This is a genomic window from Pseudomonas edaphica, from assembly GCF_965277385.1.
Lineage (GTDB): Bacteria > Pseudomonadota > Gammaproteobacteria > Pseudomonadales > Pseudomonadaceae > Aquipseudomonas > Aquipseudomonas edaphica.
The window spans coordinates 1,889,704-1,904,641 of the sequence record NZ_OZ255725.1 but is presented as its reverse complement, the minus strand read 5'-3'; the positions used below and the strand labels follow the sequence as shown (position 1 = coordinate 1,904,641).

Below are 14,938 nucleotides of genomic sequence, written 5' to 3'. Positions count from 1 at the left end.
GGAACTTATGTTGAAAGAGCTTCGATGCGGAAACTGCAAAAAACTCCTTGCTCGAATTGGCGAGGTTACAGAACTCCAGATCAAATGTTCCCGATGCGGGGCATTGAACCATGTGAAGGCCACGCGCCTCGAGCAATCGCCCATGAGCGCCATACGCCCAATATAGAGGCCTGAACTTAAATCAGCTCAGTAACGGAGTTTAAAATGGAAAACGCAAACTCAGCGTCTCAAACCTTGCAAGATCTTTGGACTCAAGTACAACCGGTGGATAACACCGGCATGCTTAGGCGCGTGGTTTTTGCGCAAGGCAAGTTTTATGCGGTTGGTGGCAACGGTCTTACCACAACCACTCAGGTTGTCAGCGGAGGCGCAACTGGTACCGCGTGGACCAAGCTTAAGGGCGCCCTCACCTCTGATAGCGGAAAGGTCCTCAACGAGCTGTACTGGAACGGTATTGGGTCATCTCTTCAAGCCCTTTCTCAATCCGGCAATCTGATCTTCGGCAGCGCAGACCACCCTGAAAGGGCTTGGACAGACCTTACGGCAACTGTTCGCGCGTCCGGAGACTTGCAAGGCATTGTGTTTTATTGGCCAATTTACGGCGAGAATTACACCTGGATACTGGTTGGGTCTAACGGTAAAGTCTTTTCCCGTTATGGCGATTGGTCAGGCCAGGTGGAGCGCACTACGACCTTCACTTCTAGCGAGACTGTGTACTGCGTCAACGTCATTGGCAGTTTTGTGTTGATTGCGGGATCGAATGGGAAGCTGCTTAGCGCTGTGAAGATGGCGACGGATAATCCGCAAACATTCACGACCAGAACCAGCACCTTCGGCTATAGCACCATCCTTTCCATGAAGCTTTGCAACGGGAAAATGTTTATCGTTGGTGCGGATGGCAAGATGGCATATTCATCCGATGGGCTTAGCTGGACTGCTGTTGAAGATACCAGTTTCGGTGGAACCATCATCCGCGACATTGCTTACGGTAATGGCAAGTATGTAGCTGTCGGCGACGGCGGCAAGACAGCCGTTTCCGAGGATGGGATCGGCTGGGTTCAGCAAGCCAACACTTTCGCAGGAACCGATATCCGGAGCGTTGCCTACGGCAACGGCAATTTTGCAGCTGTTGGTGCAGGCGGCAAGATTGCTTACTGGACTCCATGATCTTCTATCTCCTTGCGTAATAGAGCCCAGCCGTCGCGCTGGGCTTTTTATTGCCTAATTTTCCCCAAGCCCTCAAAGCCTCTGACTTGTCACGCTGATGAGGGACCTATTCAGGGCCTCAGCATTCGCTGGGGCTTTTCGTGTCTGGAGGTTCAGCATGCTGCTCAGAAGTCTCGAAGAGGCGAAGCTATTTGTGGTGGTCGACGGCATCGCATGCGCCTACTACGCGCAGATCGGTGCAACCGAAATCGAAAATGCAAAACAGGCCGACTCGATTACACCAGAGCAGCGCTGGTTCCTGAAAGGGCTCACCTTCGGACCTATCAATCGTTAATTCCAGGCCTCGCCATTGAACGGGGACGTTTGCCTTAAGCCGTTCGTCCATTGATTGGCACTGACCATGACCTGCCAGCCTCCCATGTTCAAGCGCGGATATCCCGAGCATAAAAACGGAGAGTCAGCATGGACATCGATAAGAATGCGCCAGGCAATATTTCTCAGCAGGAAGTCACACGCGGCACTGATAACGAGACAGGGCATGACCCAAGGCGTGATGAGGACAAGATCCCGCTGCCGCCTGACGACGATGCACCTCTCGAAGAGGATATGTCGGATGTGGACGCCGCTGATTCAGTAGCGAGCGAGCATCCTGACAACTGAGTAAAATCAGCTAACAAACCCGGCGATTGTGTCGGGTTTTTTATTGCCCACGGAAAGGGTAATTCAGCAAAAGGAATTTGCAGATGTTGAAAGAATTCAGATGCAGTAACTGCAAAAGACTTTTCGCCTGCACGGGTGGGTTTACAGAGCTCCAGATCAAATGTTCCCGATGTGGGATGCTGAATCATGTGGAGGCCGCGAGCCTCGAGCAATCGCCTTTGAGCGACATGAAAGCGGAATCTTCCGCGACAAGTCATTCGACTCCATAGGTGAATACACATGAGCACTATATTGAACTTCATCGTCTCTGAGAGCGCCAGGTCGCAGCATTCGCGTGCGGTTAATTCAAGGCGTGCGTGCTGCGTATTAGCTAAAGGATGGATAGGAAAGAGGGAGGCTCTATGTTTACGATTGACTACAACACTTATCGCACGCTTAAACCTTACGGCAAACGTGTACGTTTCCTGGTGTTGCACTACACCGCGTTGGACTTTTCTGGCTCGGTCAAATCGCTGACCACCGGGGCTGCAAGTGCGCATTATCTGATCCCGGATCCAACCGATCCGAGCTACATTGCGGCGGGCTTCAAGGGGCAGAAGATTTTCAGTCTGGTGGCGGAAGAGGACCGTGCGTGGCACGCAGGTGTCAGCCAGTGGGCCGGTCGTTCAGGGTTGAACGACACCTCTATCGGTATCGAGATTGTTAACCAGGCCACGGATGTCGACGGTGTTTTCACGTTCCCTGACTACCAGGCTTCGCAAATCAGAGCCCTCAAGCAATTGGCGAGGAACATCCTGCAACGTTACCCGGACATGTCGCCGAAAAACGTGGTAGGCCATTCCGATATTGCGGTCGGTCGCAAATCAGACCCGGGCCCCAAGCTTCCCTGGAAAGACCTTGCGCAGGCAGGTATCGGCGCCTGGTACGAGGATTCAGTCAAAGACAAATACCTCCAGCAATTCAGTGGCGAAACTCCTGAGCGTGAGCAAGTGGTTCAGGCATTTTCCCGCTATGGCTATGGCATTGAAACGCCCACTTCTGATGGTTTTTTCAGTGCGCTGGTACGGGCTTTTCAACTGCACTTTCGGCCTGAAAACCATGATGGCGTGCTGGATTGCGAAACCTGCGCGATCTTGTATGCACTGAATGAAAAATACGCCTGAGTTCGTGCGGCACTCAAAGCTCGATCTTCATTTCGAAGCGCCGAGGAGGGCAACATGGTCTTGTCCGAGCAACAGTTAGTTAAAGTCTTACCACGCTCACGGCTTAAAGCCGGCGTTTTCATTTCTGCGTTAAACGCGGCCATGTCACACCACCAAATCATCACACCTGAGCGCATGGCCGCATTTCTTGCTCAAGTCGGCCACGAATCCGGCCAGTTGCTCTATGTGCGAGAACTGGGCAGCGATCAATACCTGAGTAAATACGACACCGGCACCCTGGCCGCGCGTTTGGGCAACACCCCCGATGCCGACGGCGATGGTCAGAAGTACCGGGGCAGGGGGCTTATCCAGATCACGGGGCGGCGCAATTACCTGGCCTGCAGCCAAGCGTTATTCGGCGACGACCGCCTGTTGCAGCAACCGCAACTGCTGGAGCAGCCGCAATGGGCGTGTGCGTCCGCTGCCTGGTTCTGGCAGAGCAATGGTTTGAACGAACTTGCTGACAAAGACCAGTTCACCACCATTACCAGGCGCATCAACGGTGGGTTGAACGGGTTGGAGGAACGTCTGCAATTGTGGGCGCGGGCCAAGGCCGTGTTAGGCGTTTCCCAAGCGCGTTAGTGTCTTGATGCACTCTGCAACTTGCATGGCCGATAGGCTCCTGTAGGGTAGGCAAACCCCCGCCCATTCCTGGAGACGACCGTGAAGGAAATCACTCAACTGGCCGCTGAACTGGGTCGCCGTTTGCAGGTGCTCAATGCCCACGTCACCACTGCCGAGTCTTGCACCGGTGGCGGTATCGCCGAAGCCATTACGCGTATTCCGGGCAGTTCGGCGTGGTTCGAGGCCGGATATGTCACTTACTCCAATCGGCAGAAGACCCGCCAGTTGGGTGTGCCTGAGGCGCTGTTCCCCAAGGTCGGCGCCGTCAGCCAGGAAGTGGTGGAGGCGATGGTGCGCGGTGCGCAGGAAAAAAGCCTGTCGCGCTTTGCCGTGGCGGTCAGCGGTGTGGCGGGGCCGGATGGCGGTTCGCCGGACAAACCGGTGGGCACCGTATGGCTGGCGTTCGGCGTGGGCGATGAGGTAACGGCCGAGCTGGCGCACTTCCCCGGCAACCGCGACGAGGTCCGCCGACAAACGGTAAAAGCCGCGCTTGAGGGCTTGTTGCGACGAGCTGCAGCAGAAATCGAAAATCAGGGGTAGGCGATCCCGGATCTTTGTGGAACAATACTGTCTACTTATACAGGTGTTGGCCGTCAGGCCTTATTGATTACGTGAGGACTTTAATGGACGACAACAAGAAGAAAGCCTTGGCTGCGGCCCTGGGTCAGATCGAACGTCAATTCGGCAAGGGTGCCGTAATGCGTATGGGCGATCACGACCGTCAGGCGATCCCGGCTATTTCCACTGGCTCTCTGGGTCTGGACATCGCACTCGGCATTGGCGGCCTGCCAAAAGGCCGTATCGTTGAAATCTACGGCCCTGAATCTTCCGGTAAAACCACCCTGACCCTGTCGGTGATTGCCCAGGCGCAAAAAATGGGCGCCACCTGTGCGTTCGTCGACGCCGAGCACGCCCTGGACCCGGAATATGCCGGCAAGCTGGGCGTCAACGTTGACGACTTGCTGGTTTCCCAGCCGGACACCGGTGAGCAAGCCCTGGAAATCACCGACATGCTGGTGCGCTCCAACGCCATCGACGTGATCGTGGTCGACTCCGTGGCTGCCCTGGTACCGAAAGCTGAAATCGAAGGCGAGATGGGTGACATGCACGTGGGCCTGCAAGCCCGCCTGATGTCCCAGGCGCTGCGTAAAATCACCGGTAACATCAAGAACGCCAACTGCCTGGTGATCTTCATCAACCAGATCCGTATGAAGATCGGCGTAATGTTCGGCAGCCCGGAAACCACCACCGGTGGTAACGCGCTGAAGTTCTACGCTTCGGTCCGTCTGGACATCCGCCGTACCGGCGCGGTGAAGGAAGGTGACGAGGTTGTTGGTAGCGAAACCCGCGTTAAAGTCGTGAAGAACAAGGTGGCTCCGCCATTCCGTCAGGCTGAGTTCCAGATCCTCTACGGCAAGGGTATCTACCTGAACGGCGAGATGATCGACCTGGGCGTACTGCACGGTTTCGTCGAGAAGTCCGGTGCCTGGTATGCCTACAACGGCAGCAAGATCGGTCAGGGCAAGGCCAACTCGGCCAAGTTCCTGGCGGACAACCCGGATATCGCCGCCACGCTTGAGAAGCAGATTCGCGACAAGCTGCTGACCCCAGCACCAGACGTGAAAGCTGCTGCCAACCGCGAGCCGGTTGAAGAAGTAGAAGAAGTCGACACTGACATCTGAAGCAAACGATGACTGTTGTACTGGATACACTCGTCGCCGTTCGGCGCACTGCCATGGACCTGCTCGCTCGCCGCGAGCATGGTCGAGTCGAGCTGACGCGTAAACTGCGTCAGCGCGGTGCAGAGCCCGAGATGATCGAAACAGCCCTGGACCGTTTGACGGAAGAGGGGCTGCTTTCCGAAGCCCGTTACCTTGAAAGCTTTGTCTCCTACCGTGCGCGCTCCGGCTACGGCCCAGCGCGAATTCGTGAAGAACTGAGCCAACGTGGCCTGCAACGTGCCGATATCGACCTCGCCCTGCGTGAGTGCGGTATTAGTTGGCAGTCGCAGTTGGAAGATACCTGGCGGCGCAAGTTTGCTGGCCATCTGCCGATTGATGCCCGTGAGCGTGCAAAGCAAGGGCGCTTCCTGAGTTATCGCGGGTTTTCGATGGACATGATCAGCCGTCTACTCAGCGGTCGAGACTTGGACGATTGAGTCTTCAGGCTGGTTAAAATCCAAATGTGGGAGCTGGCTTGCCTGCGATAGCTGTGGGTCAGCAACCTATAAGCTAGCGGGCGAACCGCTATCGCAGGCCAGCCAGCTTCCACATTGGATTGTGTTGGCTGCTGGGATGCCAAATCCCGGTAAAACAAAAGGCCCACTACGACAGTAGTGGGCCTTTTTTTTTGCCTTAAAAATCACGCCGGCTCTGGCGCCGCCCGCTGCTGTGTCTTCCCCTGAGCCTGTGCCCAGTTCTCCGGCAAGTTGATGTAATCCACCAACTCCCGCAACCGGCCCTGATCACGACCGTTGAAGTTGAACACCAGCCGCGTCAAATGGCTGAACCTTGGTTCATCATGTTCCTCGCCTGTGTAAGCAAGCTGCTGGAACTCTCCACTTAGCCGCAAGCTGGCAAACTCGCTCTGCAAGTGGGTCAGTGCACGATCACTGAGCGGATGATTCATGCGCACCACAAACTCACGCTTCAACCAGCGCGTGGAGTGGAAGTTGGCATAGAACTGGTTGATCTCCGCCACCGCCTCTTCAGCGCTGTAGACCAGGCGGATCAGCTTGAGGTCGGTGGGCAGGATATAGCGATTGGCTTCCAACTGACTGCGAATGAAGTCCAGTGCGCCTTGCCAGAAACCACCGCCTGGGGCATCCAGCAGCACCACCGGCACCAGCGGGCTCTTGCCGGTCTGGATCAGGGTCAGCACTTCCAGCGCTTCATCCAGCGTGCCAAAACCGCCCGGGCACAGCACCAACGCGTCGGCTTCCTTGACGAAGAACAGCTTGCGGGTAAAGAAGAAGTGGAAAGACAGCAGGTTCTCGGTGCCATCAATGGTCGGGTTGGCGTGCTGTTCAAACGGCAGGTTGATGTTGAACCCCAGGCTGTGTTCCAGACCTGCGCCCTCGTGGGCAGCGGCCATGATGCCGCCGCCACCGCCGGTGATCACCATCAGGTCGGATTGCGCCAGCAGCGTGCCGACTTCCCTTGCCAAGGCGTACAGCGGGCTTTCGACCGGCGTGCGCGCCGAGCCAAACACCGTGACCTTGCGGCGGCCCTTGAACTGTTCCAGCACGCGGAAGGCGTTATCCAGCTCGCGGATCGCCTGCAGCGTGATTTTTGCATTCCAACGGTTGCGGTCATCCTTGGCCATGCGCAGCACGGTGAGGATCATATCGCGATAAAGGGGGATGTTCGGGCTGTTGGGAGCGACCAGCTGGAGTTGTGCGTCGACCTGCTGGGTGAGGTCAGCGCCGTTTGCTTCAAAATGACGGAGCAGGCGGTCATTCGGTTCGTAAGGCATTCAACTTCTCCTTCTTCACAGAACCTGGGCCATCGGCGAGAGATTCGTCCGCGGCCACGACACTGCGTGTGTCGCTGCACGCCTTAAGCGTTGCACGGTGTTCGCCAGGCGGCAAAACGGGCTCTGTATGTTCCTTGTGATTTGGAAACCTTTGCACTGCAAGTCGCAGGAGGGCAACCCTCTTTTGCCCTGGAAATGTTACAGAACGGCGTGAGAAACGCAGTAGATGGGCTGCCGGGATAGCTTGATCATGAGCCGAAAAACCCTTGGCTGGCAACCGCTTATTGGTCACTCATCAAGCAGTTTAGTTGGCGGCTGGCCAATAAGGCGAGGGAGGTGCGCGCCACCGGACAGCAGCGCGCGATGATCGAGCAACAGTTACTTTTTCTTCTTCGCCGCAGCGGGTGCCGGGCAATCGGCTTCCACGAACTTGACCGACGCTACCGGGCGGTTGGTCTTGTTCTCGGTGATCTCATAACGCATCACGGCGCCCTTGGCCATCAGCTCGCGATAGCCTTTGTTCAGGCATACGCTTTGACCCAGCTGGAAATACACAGCTTTGGGGTTTGCGCGCATCTGTTCGGCACGGTCAGGTAGCACACTGAGGTGATCAATCAGTTGCATGCCTTCAACGGTGTAGGCCACTTCCAGGGTCTTTGCATCGATTTCCCGGGGCAGGTCCTTATTGCTCTCGGCCGCGACGCTCTGCAGTTTCCTGTTCATTTGGGCCTCCAGCAGCGACGCCGCGTGGGCGCCCATGGGCAGAACCAGCGCAAGGGCGACGGATGGGGCAACAAGGCGCAGCATGGAACGCAGCATGAAACTCTCCTGATTCGGTTACTGGTGCATAGACCAGCCACTGCGCTGTGCGTTCAGTGGCGCGCAATTATAGGGGACCGCTTGCCACTACAGCCAGGCGTATCGCTGGTAAACTGCGGCCACTTAAGCCTGATTCGAGTTTTGCCTGTGTCGATTGACCTCTGCTTGCGGTGCGCCCGATGAGCCACGCCGTCTCCCGCTTGCGTACCCAGCGTCTGGCGCGCGCCGTCCGGCCGTTTCTCAACCGTGGTTCACGCGCCGAACGTTGCCCCGGTTGCCGGGTGATTCCCGAGTACTGCCTGTGCGCCTGGCGCCCAACAGTGCAGGCCCGCTCGGCCATGTGCCTGTTGATGCATGACGTGGAACCGATGAAACCCAGCAATACCGGCTGGCTGATCGCCGATGTGATCGATGACACCACCGCGTTCGCCTGGTCGCGCACAGAAGTGGACCCTGAGTTGCTGACCCTGTTAGCCGACCCGCAATGGCAACCGTATATCGTGTTTCCGGGCGAATTCGTTGCGCCTGAGCGAGTGTGCAGTGAGGTGAGGGTGCAGGACGGCAAGCGCCCGTTATTCATCCTGCTGGACGGCACCTGGAGCGAGGCGCGCAAGATGTTCCGCAAAAGCCCTTACCTTGCGCACTTGCCGGTGTTGAGCCTGGCGCCCGAACAGCTGTCACGCTACAAGCTGCGCCGGTCCAAGCGCGATGATCATTTCTGTACCGCCGAAGTTGCGGCGCTGTGCCTGGAGTTGGCCGACGACCCAGCGGCCAGCGAAGTGCTGGACGCCTACCTCGATGTGTTCAGCACGCATTACCTGGCCGCTAAATTTCAATTGCCGCTGGACCCGGCGGACAGCGTGCACATGCGGCTCGCGCCCCATATCCCTACGGTATAACCAGACGACGTTTGCATGATGGCACCGTAAACCCGCAACCGGCTAAAATGCCCACGGGCGTAGTGCTTGACCCCCCTGGCTGCGCTGGGCATGCTGGGCGCCGATTGGGGCGTAACCGTGACTTTTCAGTGTCGTTTCAGGTGTTTTTGATGCTGAGTGTGCCCTGTGGCGATGGCTGCCTGGCTATTGCCTTGTGTACTGGCGAACCCTGAACCCATCAGGGCTCCCATAAAAAACAGGATCATTTAATCAATGGCCACATACGAAATCCTGATAGCCGATGACCATCCGCTGTTTCGCAGTGCGCTGCATCAGGCCGTTACCTTGGGCCTTGGCCCTGACGTGAGCCTGGTCGAAGTGGCCAGCATTGCCGAACTGGAAGCCCGCCTCAACGAAAAATCCGACTGGGACCTGGTGCTGCTCGACCTGAACATGCCGGGTGCCTATGGCTTCTCGGGATTGGTGCTCTTACGCGGGCAATACCCGCAGATCCCGGTAGTAATGGTTTCAGCCCAGGAAGAAGCCGACGTGGTGGTGCGCTCCAAGGAGTTTGGTGCCAGCGGTTTCATTCCCAAGTCCAGCTCTATGGAAGCGATCCAGAAAGCCGTGCGCACCGTGCTGGATGGCGACGTGTCATGGCCGCCGCAAGCGTTTGAAGAAATCAACGTGTCCGACGAAGCCAAAGCCGCCCGTGATGGCCTTGCCAGCCTGACGCCCCAGCAATTTCGGGTGCTGACCATGGTTTGCGAAGGCTTGTTGAACAAGCAGATTGCGTATGAGTTGAGTGTGTCGGAAGCGACCATCAAGGCCCACGTGACGGCGATCTTTCGCAAGCTCGGCGTGCGTACCCGCACTCAGGCGGCGCTGCTCTTGCAACAACTTGAGTCAATTTCGCAGCATTAAGCTGTACCCGATTCACGCTTTTTTGACTTTGCGTGATCTAGTTTCCCCACTTCTTTGGTTCAGTTGCCTACATCTATGTCGCCTTTCAAGGGTCAAACCGGTATCAAACGTATCTTCAACGCAGGGGGCTATTCCCTGGATGGCCTGCGCGCAGCTTTCACCGGCGAGGCGGCATTCCGTCAGTTGGTGTTGCTGAACGTGATCCTGATCCCGCTGAGCTTCTTCCTGCACGTCAGTCGGGTCGAGCGCGCCTTGCTCATCGCGGTCTGCCTCCTGGCCTTGATCGTTGAGTTGCTCAACTCGGCAGTGGAAGCGGCTATCGACCGGATTTCCCTCGACCGCCACCCGCTGTCGAAAAACGCCAAGGACATGGGCAGCGCCGCGCAATTCGTAGCGCTGACCATGATTACCCTGGTGTGGGCCGTGATCCTGATCTAAGCCTCAGGCAATGTTTGGCAGCACGATCTCGTCGCTGCGCTGAACCCCGGCGGTGAAGGCGCGGCACAGTTCCAGAAACTCGCGCATCGCCGAGGTCTGGTACTTCTGTTTATGCCAGATGAAGTAAAACTGCCGGGCCAGGTCCAGGTCCGGGGTTTCAACCGGCACCAAACTGCCACGGCGGAACGCATCGCGCAGGGCCAGCCGGGAAATACAGCCAATCCCCAACCCTGACTCCACTGCACGCTTGATCGCCTCAGTGTGTTCAAGCTCCAGGCGGATATTCAGCGCGCTACGGTGATGGCGCATGGCCTGGTCAAAGGTCAGGCGCGTGCCCGAGCCCTTTTCGCGCAGGATCCACGCTTCATGGGTCAGCTCTTCCATCGTCGCCACACCGCGCTTGGCCAAGTGATGCTGCGGCGCACAGAACACCACCAACTCATCCTCGACCCAGGTTTGTACCTCGATGTCCGGGTGGCTGCAGTCGCCTTCGATTAGACCCAGGTCAATTTCGTAATGCGCCACTTGGTGCACGATATTGGCAGTATTCTGCACATGCAGTTTCACCTGGCTCTCGGGGTGCTGCTGCATGAAGCTGCCGATCAGCAGGGTCGCCAGGTAATTGCCGATGGTCAGGGTGGCGCCGACCGCCAGGGAACCAAAGCCGGACTTGCCGTTGAGCAAGTCTTCAATCTCCTTGGCCTGGTCCAGCAGCGCAACGGCCTGCGGTAATAACTGATGGCCGAGAGCGTTGAGGCTCAGGCGCTTGCCTGCGCGGTCGAATAATTGGCAGCTGGATTGACGCTCCAGCTCGGTGATTGAGGTGCTGGCGGCGGATTGAGATAAGGCCAGAAGGCCAGCAGCGCGTGAGACGCTTTCCTGCTGGGCGACGGCGACGAAGACTTGCAGTTGACGTAGAGTAAATCGCATATCGATATAACCGATAACCCTTATCTTAATAATCCAGTTAACAGATATTGTCGCCGCCATTAGAATGCTGTGCAATTGCGCATCTCATCTTTGGCGCAGACCCATTTCCAGGAGTTCCCCGTACATGAGCAACATGAACCACGAACGTGTCCTCAGTGTTCATCACTGGAACGACACGCTGTTCAGCTTCAAGTGCACCCGCGATCCGGGCTTGCGCTTTGAGAATGGTCAGTTCGTGATGATCGGCCTGCAACAGCCCAACGGCCGCCCACTCATGCGCGCTTACTCCATTGCCAGCCCGAACTGGGAAGAGCATCTGGAGTTCTTCAGTATCAAGGTGCCCGATGGCCCGCTGACTTCCCAATTGCAGCACTTGAAGGAAGGCGACGAGATCATCATCAGCAAAAAACCGACAGGCACCCTGGTGCTTGACGATTTGAAGCCGGGCAAACATCTGTACCTGCTCAGCACGGGTACCGGTCTGGCGCCGTTCATGAGCGTGATCCAGGACCCGGAAACCTACGAGCGCTTCGAAAAAGTGATCCTGTGCCACGGCGTGCGTTACGTCAATGAAGTCGCCTACCGCGAATTCATCACCGAGCACCTGCCGCAGAACGAATTCTTCGGCGAGGCGTTGCGTGACAAGTTGATCTACTACCCAACGGTGACCCGCGAGCCGTTCGAAAACGAGGGCCGCCTGACCGACCTGATGCGCAGCGGCAAGCTGTTCAGCGACATCGGCCTGCCGCCGATCAACCCCGAGGACGACCGCGCCATGCTGTGCGGCAGCCCAAGCATGTTGGACGAGACCAGCGAAGTGCTGAACAGCTTCGGCCTGAAAGTTTCGCCACGTATGCGTGAGCCGGGTGATTACCTGATCGAGCGCGCGTTCGTCGAGAAGTAAACACTGCTCAAAAAAATGTGGGAGCTGGCTTGTGTGGGAGCTGGCTTGCCTGCGAAAGCATCACCTCAGTTCAACTGAACGACCGAGGTGTCTGCATCGCAGGCAAGCCAGCTCCCACATGAGCGGCTCCCACATTTGATTTCGGCGTTTACTTGGCTGGAACCACTTCAAGCACACAAATCAGGCCCGCCTCTGGATAGTGCCAACGCACATCCACATCCCAGAACTGCGCGCCGTACTCACGCTCAGGCCCTGGCGTCTGATACGCCGGCCGTGGGTCCTGGGCCAGACACTGCTCGATCAATGCCACCAGCGGCTCATCAAGGCGCTGCGCATGGCCTTGTGCCTGGTGCAGTGCCGTCTTCAGCCACTGCACGGGAATCAGCTGCGGCGCACTGCTGGCAATATCATTGGTGGCGGTGTCAATGATGTCCGCGTACGGCACGTACGGCTTGATATCCAGCACCGGCGTGCCGTCGAGCAAATCGATCCCGGAAACCCACAAGCGGCCCGGCTCGACCTTATCCAGCTTCACCACCGACTGGCCAATGCCATTGGGCCGGTGTGTCGCGCGGGTGGCAAACACGCCCATGGAGGTATTGCCGCCCAGGCGTGGCGGCCGCACCTTGAGGCGCGGCTTGTCTTCCAGGGCCTGGTGGAACAGAAACAGCAGCCACACATGGCTGACCTGCTCCAGGCCCTGCACCGCCTCGCCCTGATCGAACGGCGCCACCAGCTCCAGCACGCCGCGTGCGGCCGGGGCCAGCTGCGGCTGGCGCGGGATGGCGAACTTCTCCTTGAAGCAGGAGCGCACGAAGCCGACGGGCGAGACGTGGTAGGTCATTTCTGATGCCTCAAGTTACAAGCTGCAAGCCACAAGCTTCTAACTTGCAGCTTGAGGCTCGTCGCTGTTCTTAAGCTCTGACGCGCAGGGTCAGGCCCTTAAGGAAATTGCGCAGCAACTGGTCGCCACAGGTGCGGTAGTTGGTGTGGCCGAACTTGCGGAACAGTGCGCTCAACTCAGGCTTGGACACCGGGAACTCAGCGGCCTTGAGGATGGCGTGCATGTCGTCTTCCTTCAGTTCGAAGGCCACGCGCAGCTTCTTGAGGATGATGTTGTTGGTCACCGGGGTTTCGATCGGCTGCGGCGGACGGCTTTCGTCCTTGCCACGCTTGAAGATCACCAGGCCATCGAGGAAGTGCGCCATGACATCGTCCGGGCAGAACACAAAACCTTCTTCCTCATCTTTCTTGAGGTAGGTCAGCAGGTCTTCCTTGGTGACGTCCATGCCGCCGAGCTTGATGATCTCGACCATCTTGTTGTCGCTGATGTCGAGCATGTAGCGCACGCTGCGCAATACGTCGTTGTGAATCATGGTGGGCAATCCTGGTATTCAACTGAGGGCACCGCGCAGAGTTGCCGGTGCCGGGAAAAGGGGAGCGGCTTAGAATTTCTCTTTGCCGGACAGGTAGCGCCATTGGCCGACCGGCACCTTGCCGATGGACACGCCGCCAATACGGATGCGGCGGATGGCGATGACTTTCAGGCCGACCGCTTCACAGAACAGGGCAATTACACCCGGCTGCGGGTTTTTCAGCGCAAACCGCAGGCGGTTTTCGTTCTGCCAGCTGGCTTTGACGGCCGGCAGCTCTTTGCCTTTGTAGGTCAAACCGTGGTTCAGGCGGTTGAGGCCATGGGCAACCATGTCACCCTCGACCTCAACCACGTATTCCTGCTCGATCTTGGCGGCATCGGCGGTCAACTTGCGCAAAATCTTCCAGTCCTGGGTGAACACCAGCAGGCCGCTGGCCTTGGCCTGCAGATCGGCGCTGGCGGTCAGGCGCAGGAAGTGGCCCTTGAGCGGGCGCTTGCTGAAACGGTGCTCTTCGGACAGCGTCTCGGCGCTGATCGAGGCCATTGCTGTTTCCACATCCACGCCCACCGGGGCGTGCAGCAGAATGGTCACCGGTTCCGGCACAGTGGCTTTAGCCTCTGGGTCCAGCTCGACCTTCTGGGTGGTGACCTTGAATTGCGGCTCATCGATCACTTCACCGTCCACCGAGACCCAGCCGCCTTCGATAAACAGCTCAGCCTCCCGACGGGAGCAACCGACCAGTTCGATAAGGCGTTTGGAAAGGCGTATGGGGTCAGTCATGACAAGGGCCGTAGCAAAAGGGGGCGGCTATTGTACCTGTGTGGGCGCGGTTAATCCCGGACCCATTTCAGCGTAGTGGCTTTTTGTGGGCGCTGGCTTGTGTGGGAGTCGGGCTTGCCCGCGATGCAGACACCTCGGTCGTGCATTTGGAATCGAGGTGATGCCATCGCAGGCAAGCCAGCTCCCACACAAGCCCGCTCCCACATTGGCGCTGTGTTGTGTCAGCCACTGCGCCGTTGCTGTTGGCGCAAGCGCATATGCAGCAACGGATACGGCTGGCCCAAGCCATCATGTTCCGCCCGTCCGACCACCTCGAAACCCTGCTTGAAGTAAAACCCCAGGGCCTGCGGGTTTTGCTCGTTGACGTCCAGCGCATCGGCATTCAGGTGCTCGATCGCGTACCGCAGCAATTGCCGGCCCAAGCCCTGGCCACGGTGTTGCGGGTCGATAAACAGCATCTCGACCTTGCCCGCCGCCACCCCGGCAAACCCGGTGATGCGCTGGCGCGCGTCCTTGGTGCAGATCAGCATCACCGCGTCCAGGTAGCGCGTCAGCACCAGCTCCTTGAGCAGTACGATGTAGCTGTCCGGCAAAAAGTCATGGGTCGCTCGCACTGAGTCTTCCCAGATCTGCGCCAATTGCTGGTAGTCGCTGGTTTTAGGTGTGTGGATAACCGAATGCTGACGCATGCCCGCTGCCCCTTGCCGATGATCGGCGCTGATGGGCAAACGATAGACCTAAAAAAGCCCCGCATCTTGTTCA

Annotated in this window: 21 protein-coding genes; 14 read left to right on the top strand and 7 right to left on the bottom strand. The window is 57.8% G+C overall.

What is annotated here, in order from left to right; all coding sequences use genetic code 11:
- Positions 1–7 precede the first annotated feature (7 nt).
- The 10 genes from ACQY47_RS08630 (at position 8) to recX (ending at position 5,811) form a co-directional block, all read left to right on the top strand.
- Positions 8–166: a Com family DNA-binding transcriptional regulator gene (locus tag ACQY47_RS08630; protein WP_138451102.1), complete on the top strand. Its 159-nt coding sequence runs from the start codon at positions 8–10 to the stop codon at positions 164–166.
- A 38-nt stretch (positions 167–204) separates the two neighbouring features.
- Positions 205–1,167 (top strand): hypothetical protein, encoded by a 963-nt coding sequence (locus tag ACQY47_RS08625; RefSeq protein ID WP_428556930.1) that lies wholly within the window; start codon positions 205–207, stop codon positions 1,165–1,167.
- Between the two features lie 157 nt (positions 1,168–1,324).
- The gene (locus ACQY47_RS08620) at positions 1,325–1,501 is read left to right on the top strand and encodes a hypothetical protein (RefSeq protein ID WP_170036415.1); all 177 of its coding nucleotides are present in this window, start codon (positions 1,325–1,327) and stop codon (positions 1,499–1,501) included.
- A gap of 128 nt (positions 1,502–1,629) precedes the next feature.
- Entirely contained in the window at positions 1,630–1,827 is a 198-nt protein-coding gene (locus ACQY47_RS08615; protein WP_056857599.1) for a hypothetical protein, read from the top strand.
- Between the two features lie 83 nt (positions 1,828–1,910).
- A complete protein-coding gene (locus ACQY47_RS08610; RefSeq protein ID WP_428556927.1) occupies positions 1,911–2,096 on the top strand; it encodes a Com family DNA-binding transcriptional regulator in 186 nt (61 codons plus the stop codon).
- 132 nt (positions 2,097–2,228) lie between these two features.
- Complete coding sequence (locus ACQY47_RS08605) at positions 2,229–2,990, top strand: N-acetylmuramoyl-L-alanine amidase (RefSeq protein ID WP_428557350.1); 762 nt, start codon at positions 2,229–2,231, stop codon at positions 2,988–2,990.
- Positions 2,991–3,044: 54 nt separating this feature from the next.
- Positions 3,045–3,611, top strand: coding sequence for a glycoside hydrolase family 19 protein (locus ACQY47_RS08600; protein ID WP_428556925.1), 567 nt, complete (start codon positions 3,045–3,047; stop codon positions 3,609–3,611).
- Positions 3,612–3,692: 81 nt separating this feature from the next.
- Positions 3,693–4,193 (top strand): CinA family protein, encoded by a 501-nt coding sequence (locus tag ACQY47_RS08595; RefSeq protein WP_099548533.1) that lies wholly within the window; start codon positions 3,693–3,695, stop codon positions 4,191–4,193.
- Positions 4,194–4,276: 83 nt separating this feature from the next.
- On the top strand, positions 4,277–5,335 hold the full coding sequence (recA, locus tag ACQY47_RS08590) for a recombinase RecA (protein ID WP_017137075.1): 1,059 nt from the start codon (positions 4,277–4,279) through the stop codon (positions 5,333–5,335).
- Positions 5,336–5,343: 8 nt separating this feature from the next.
- Positions 5,344–5,811: a recombination regulator RecX gene (gene recX / locus ACQY47_RS08585; RefSeq protein WP_428556922.1), complete on the top strand. Its 468-nt coding sequence runs from the start codon at positions 5,344–5,346 to the stop codon at positions 5,809–5,811.
- Between the two features lie 203 nt (positions 5,812–6,014).
- On the opposite strand, the gene ACQY47_RS08580 is transcribed toward recX, so the two are convergent.
- Both ACQY47_RS08580 and ACQY47_RS08575 read right to left on the bottom strand, forming a co-directional pair.
- Entirely contained in the window at positions 6,015–7,127 is a 1,113-nt protein-coding gene (locus ACQY47_RS08580) for a TIGR00730 family Rossman fold protein (protein WP_138452052.1), read from the bottom strand.
- Positions 7,128–7,505: 378 nt separating this feature from the next.
- Positions 7,506–7,946 (bottom strand): PA3611 family quorum-sensing-regulated virulence factor, encoded by a 441-nt coding sequence (locus tag ACQY47_RS08575; protein ID WP_017137078.1) that lies wholly within the window; start codon positions 7,944–7,946, stop codon positions 7,506–7,508.
- Positions 7,947–8,125: 179 nt separating this feature from the next.
- On the opposite strand from ACQY47_RS08575, the gene ACQY47_RS08570 reads away from it, so the two are divergent.
- The 3 genes from ACQY47_RS08570 to ACQY47_RS08560 all read left to right on the top strand — a co-directional run bounded on the left by ACQY47_RS08570 (position 8,126) and on the right by ACQY47_RS08560 (position 10,186).
- Positions 8,126–8,845, top strand: coding sequence for a tRNA-uridine aminocarboxypropyltransferase (locus tag ACQY47_RS08570; RefSeq protein WP_099548534.1), 720 nt, complete (start codon positions 8,126–8,128; stop codon positions 8,843–8,845).
- A 252-nt stretch (positions 8,846–9,097) separates the two neighbouring features.
- Positions 9,098–9,748 (top strand): response regulator transcription factor ErdR, encoded by a 651-nt coding sequence (gene erdR / locus ACQY47_RS08565; protein ID WP_017137080.1) that lies wholly within the window; start codon positions 9,098–9,100, stop codon positions 9,746–9,748.
- Positions 9,749–9,823: 75 nt separating this feature from the next.
- Positions 9,824–10,186: a diacylglycerol kinase gene (locus ACQY47_RS08560; protein WP_017137081.1), complete on the top strand. Its 363-nt coding sequence runs from the start codon at positions 9,824–9,826 to the stop codon at positions 10,184–10,186.
- Between the two features lie 3 nt (positions 10,187–10,189).
- On the opposite strand, the gene ACQY47_RS08555 is transcribed toward ACQY47_RS08560, so the two are convergent.
- Entirely contained in the window at positions 10,190–11,116 is a 927-nt protein-coding gene (locus ACQY47_RS08555) for a LysR family transcriptional regulator (protein ID WP_428556918.1), read from the bottom strand.
- A gap of 124 nt (positions 11,117–11,240) precedes the next feature.
- On the opposite strand from ACQY47_RS08555, the gene fpr reads away from it, so the two are divergent.
- Positions 11,241–12,020, top strand: coding sequence for a ferredoxin-NADP reductase (fpr, locus tag ACQY47_RS08550; RefSeq protein WP_003189055.1), 780 nt, complete (start codon positions 11,241–11,243; stop codon positions 12,018–12,020).
- Between the two features lie 148 nt (positions 12,021–12,168).
- On the opposite strand, the gene tsaA is transcribed toward fpr, so the two are convergent.
- The 4 genes from tsaA to ACQY47_RS08530 form a co-directional block, all read right to left on the bottom strand.
- Entirely contained in the window at positions 12,169–12,864 is a 696-nt protein-coding gene (gene tsaA, locus ACQY47_RS08545; RefSeq protein WP_428556916.1) for a tRNA (N6-threonylcarbamoyladenosine(37)-N6)-methyltransferase TrmO, read from the bottom strand.
- A gap of 70 nt (positions 12,865–12,934) precedes the next feature.
- Positions 12,935–13,396, bottom strand: a complete 462-nt coding sequence (locus ACQY47_RS08540) for a DUF1456 family protein (protein WP_003189058.1) — start codon at positions 13,394–13,396, stop codon at positions 12,935–12,937.
- Between the two features lie 69 nt (positions 13,397–13,465).
- The gene (locus ACQY47_RS08535) at positions 13,466–14,176 is read right to left on the bottom strand and encodes an rRNA pseudouridine synthase (RefSeq protein WP_058421638.1); all 711 of its coding nucleotides are present in this window, start codon (positions 14,174–14,176) and stop codon (positions 13,466–13,468) included.
- A 221-nt stretch (positions 14,177–14,397) separates the two neighbouring features.
- Positions 14,398–14,865: a GNAT family N-acetyltransferase gene (locus ACQY47_RS08530; RefSeq protein ID WP_428556913.1), complete on the bottom strand. Its 468-nt coding sequence runs from the start codon at positions 14,863–14,865 to the stop codon at positions 14,398–14,400.
- Positions 14,866–14,938 lie beyond the last annotated feature (73 nt).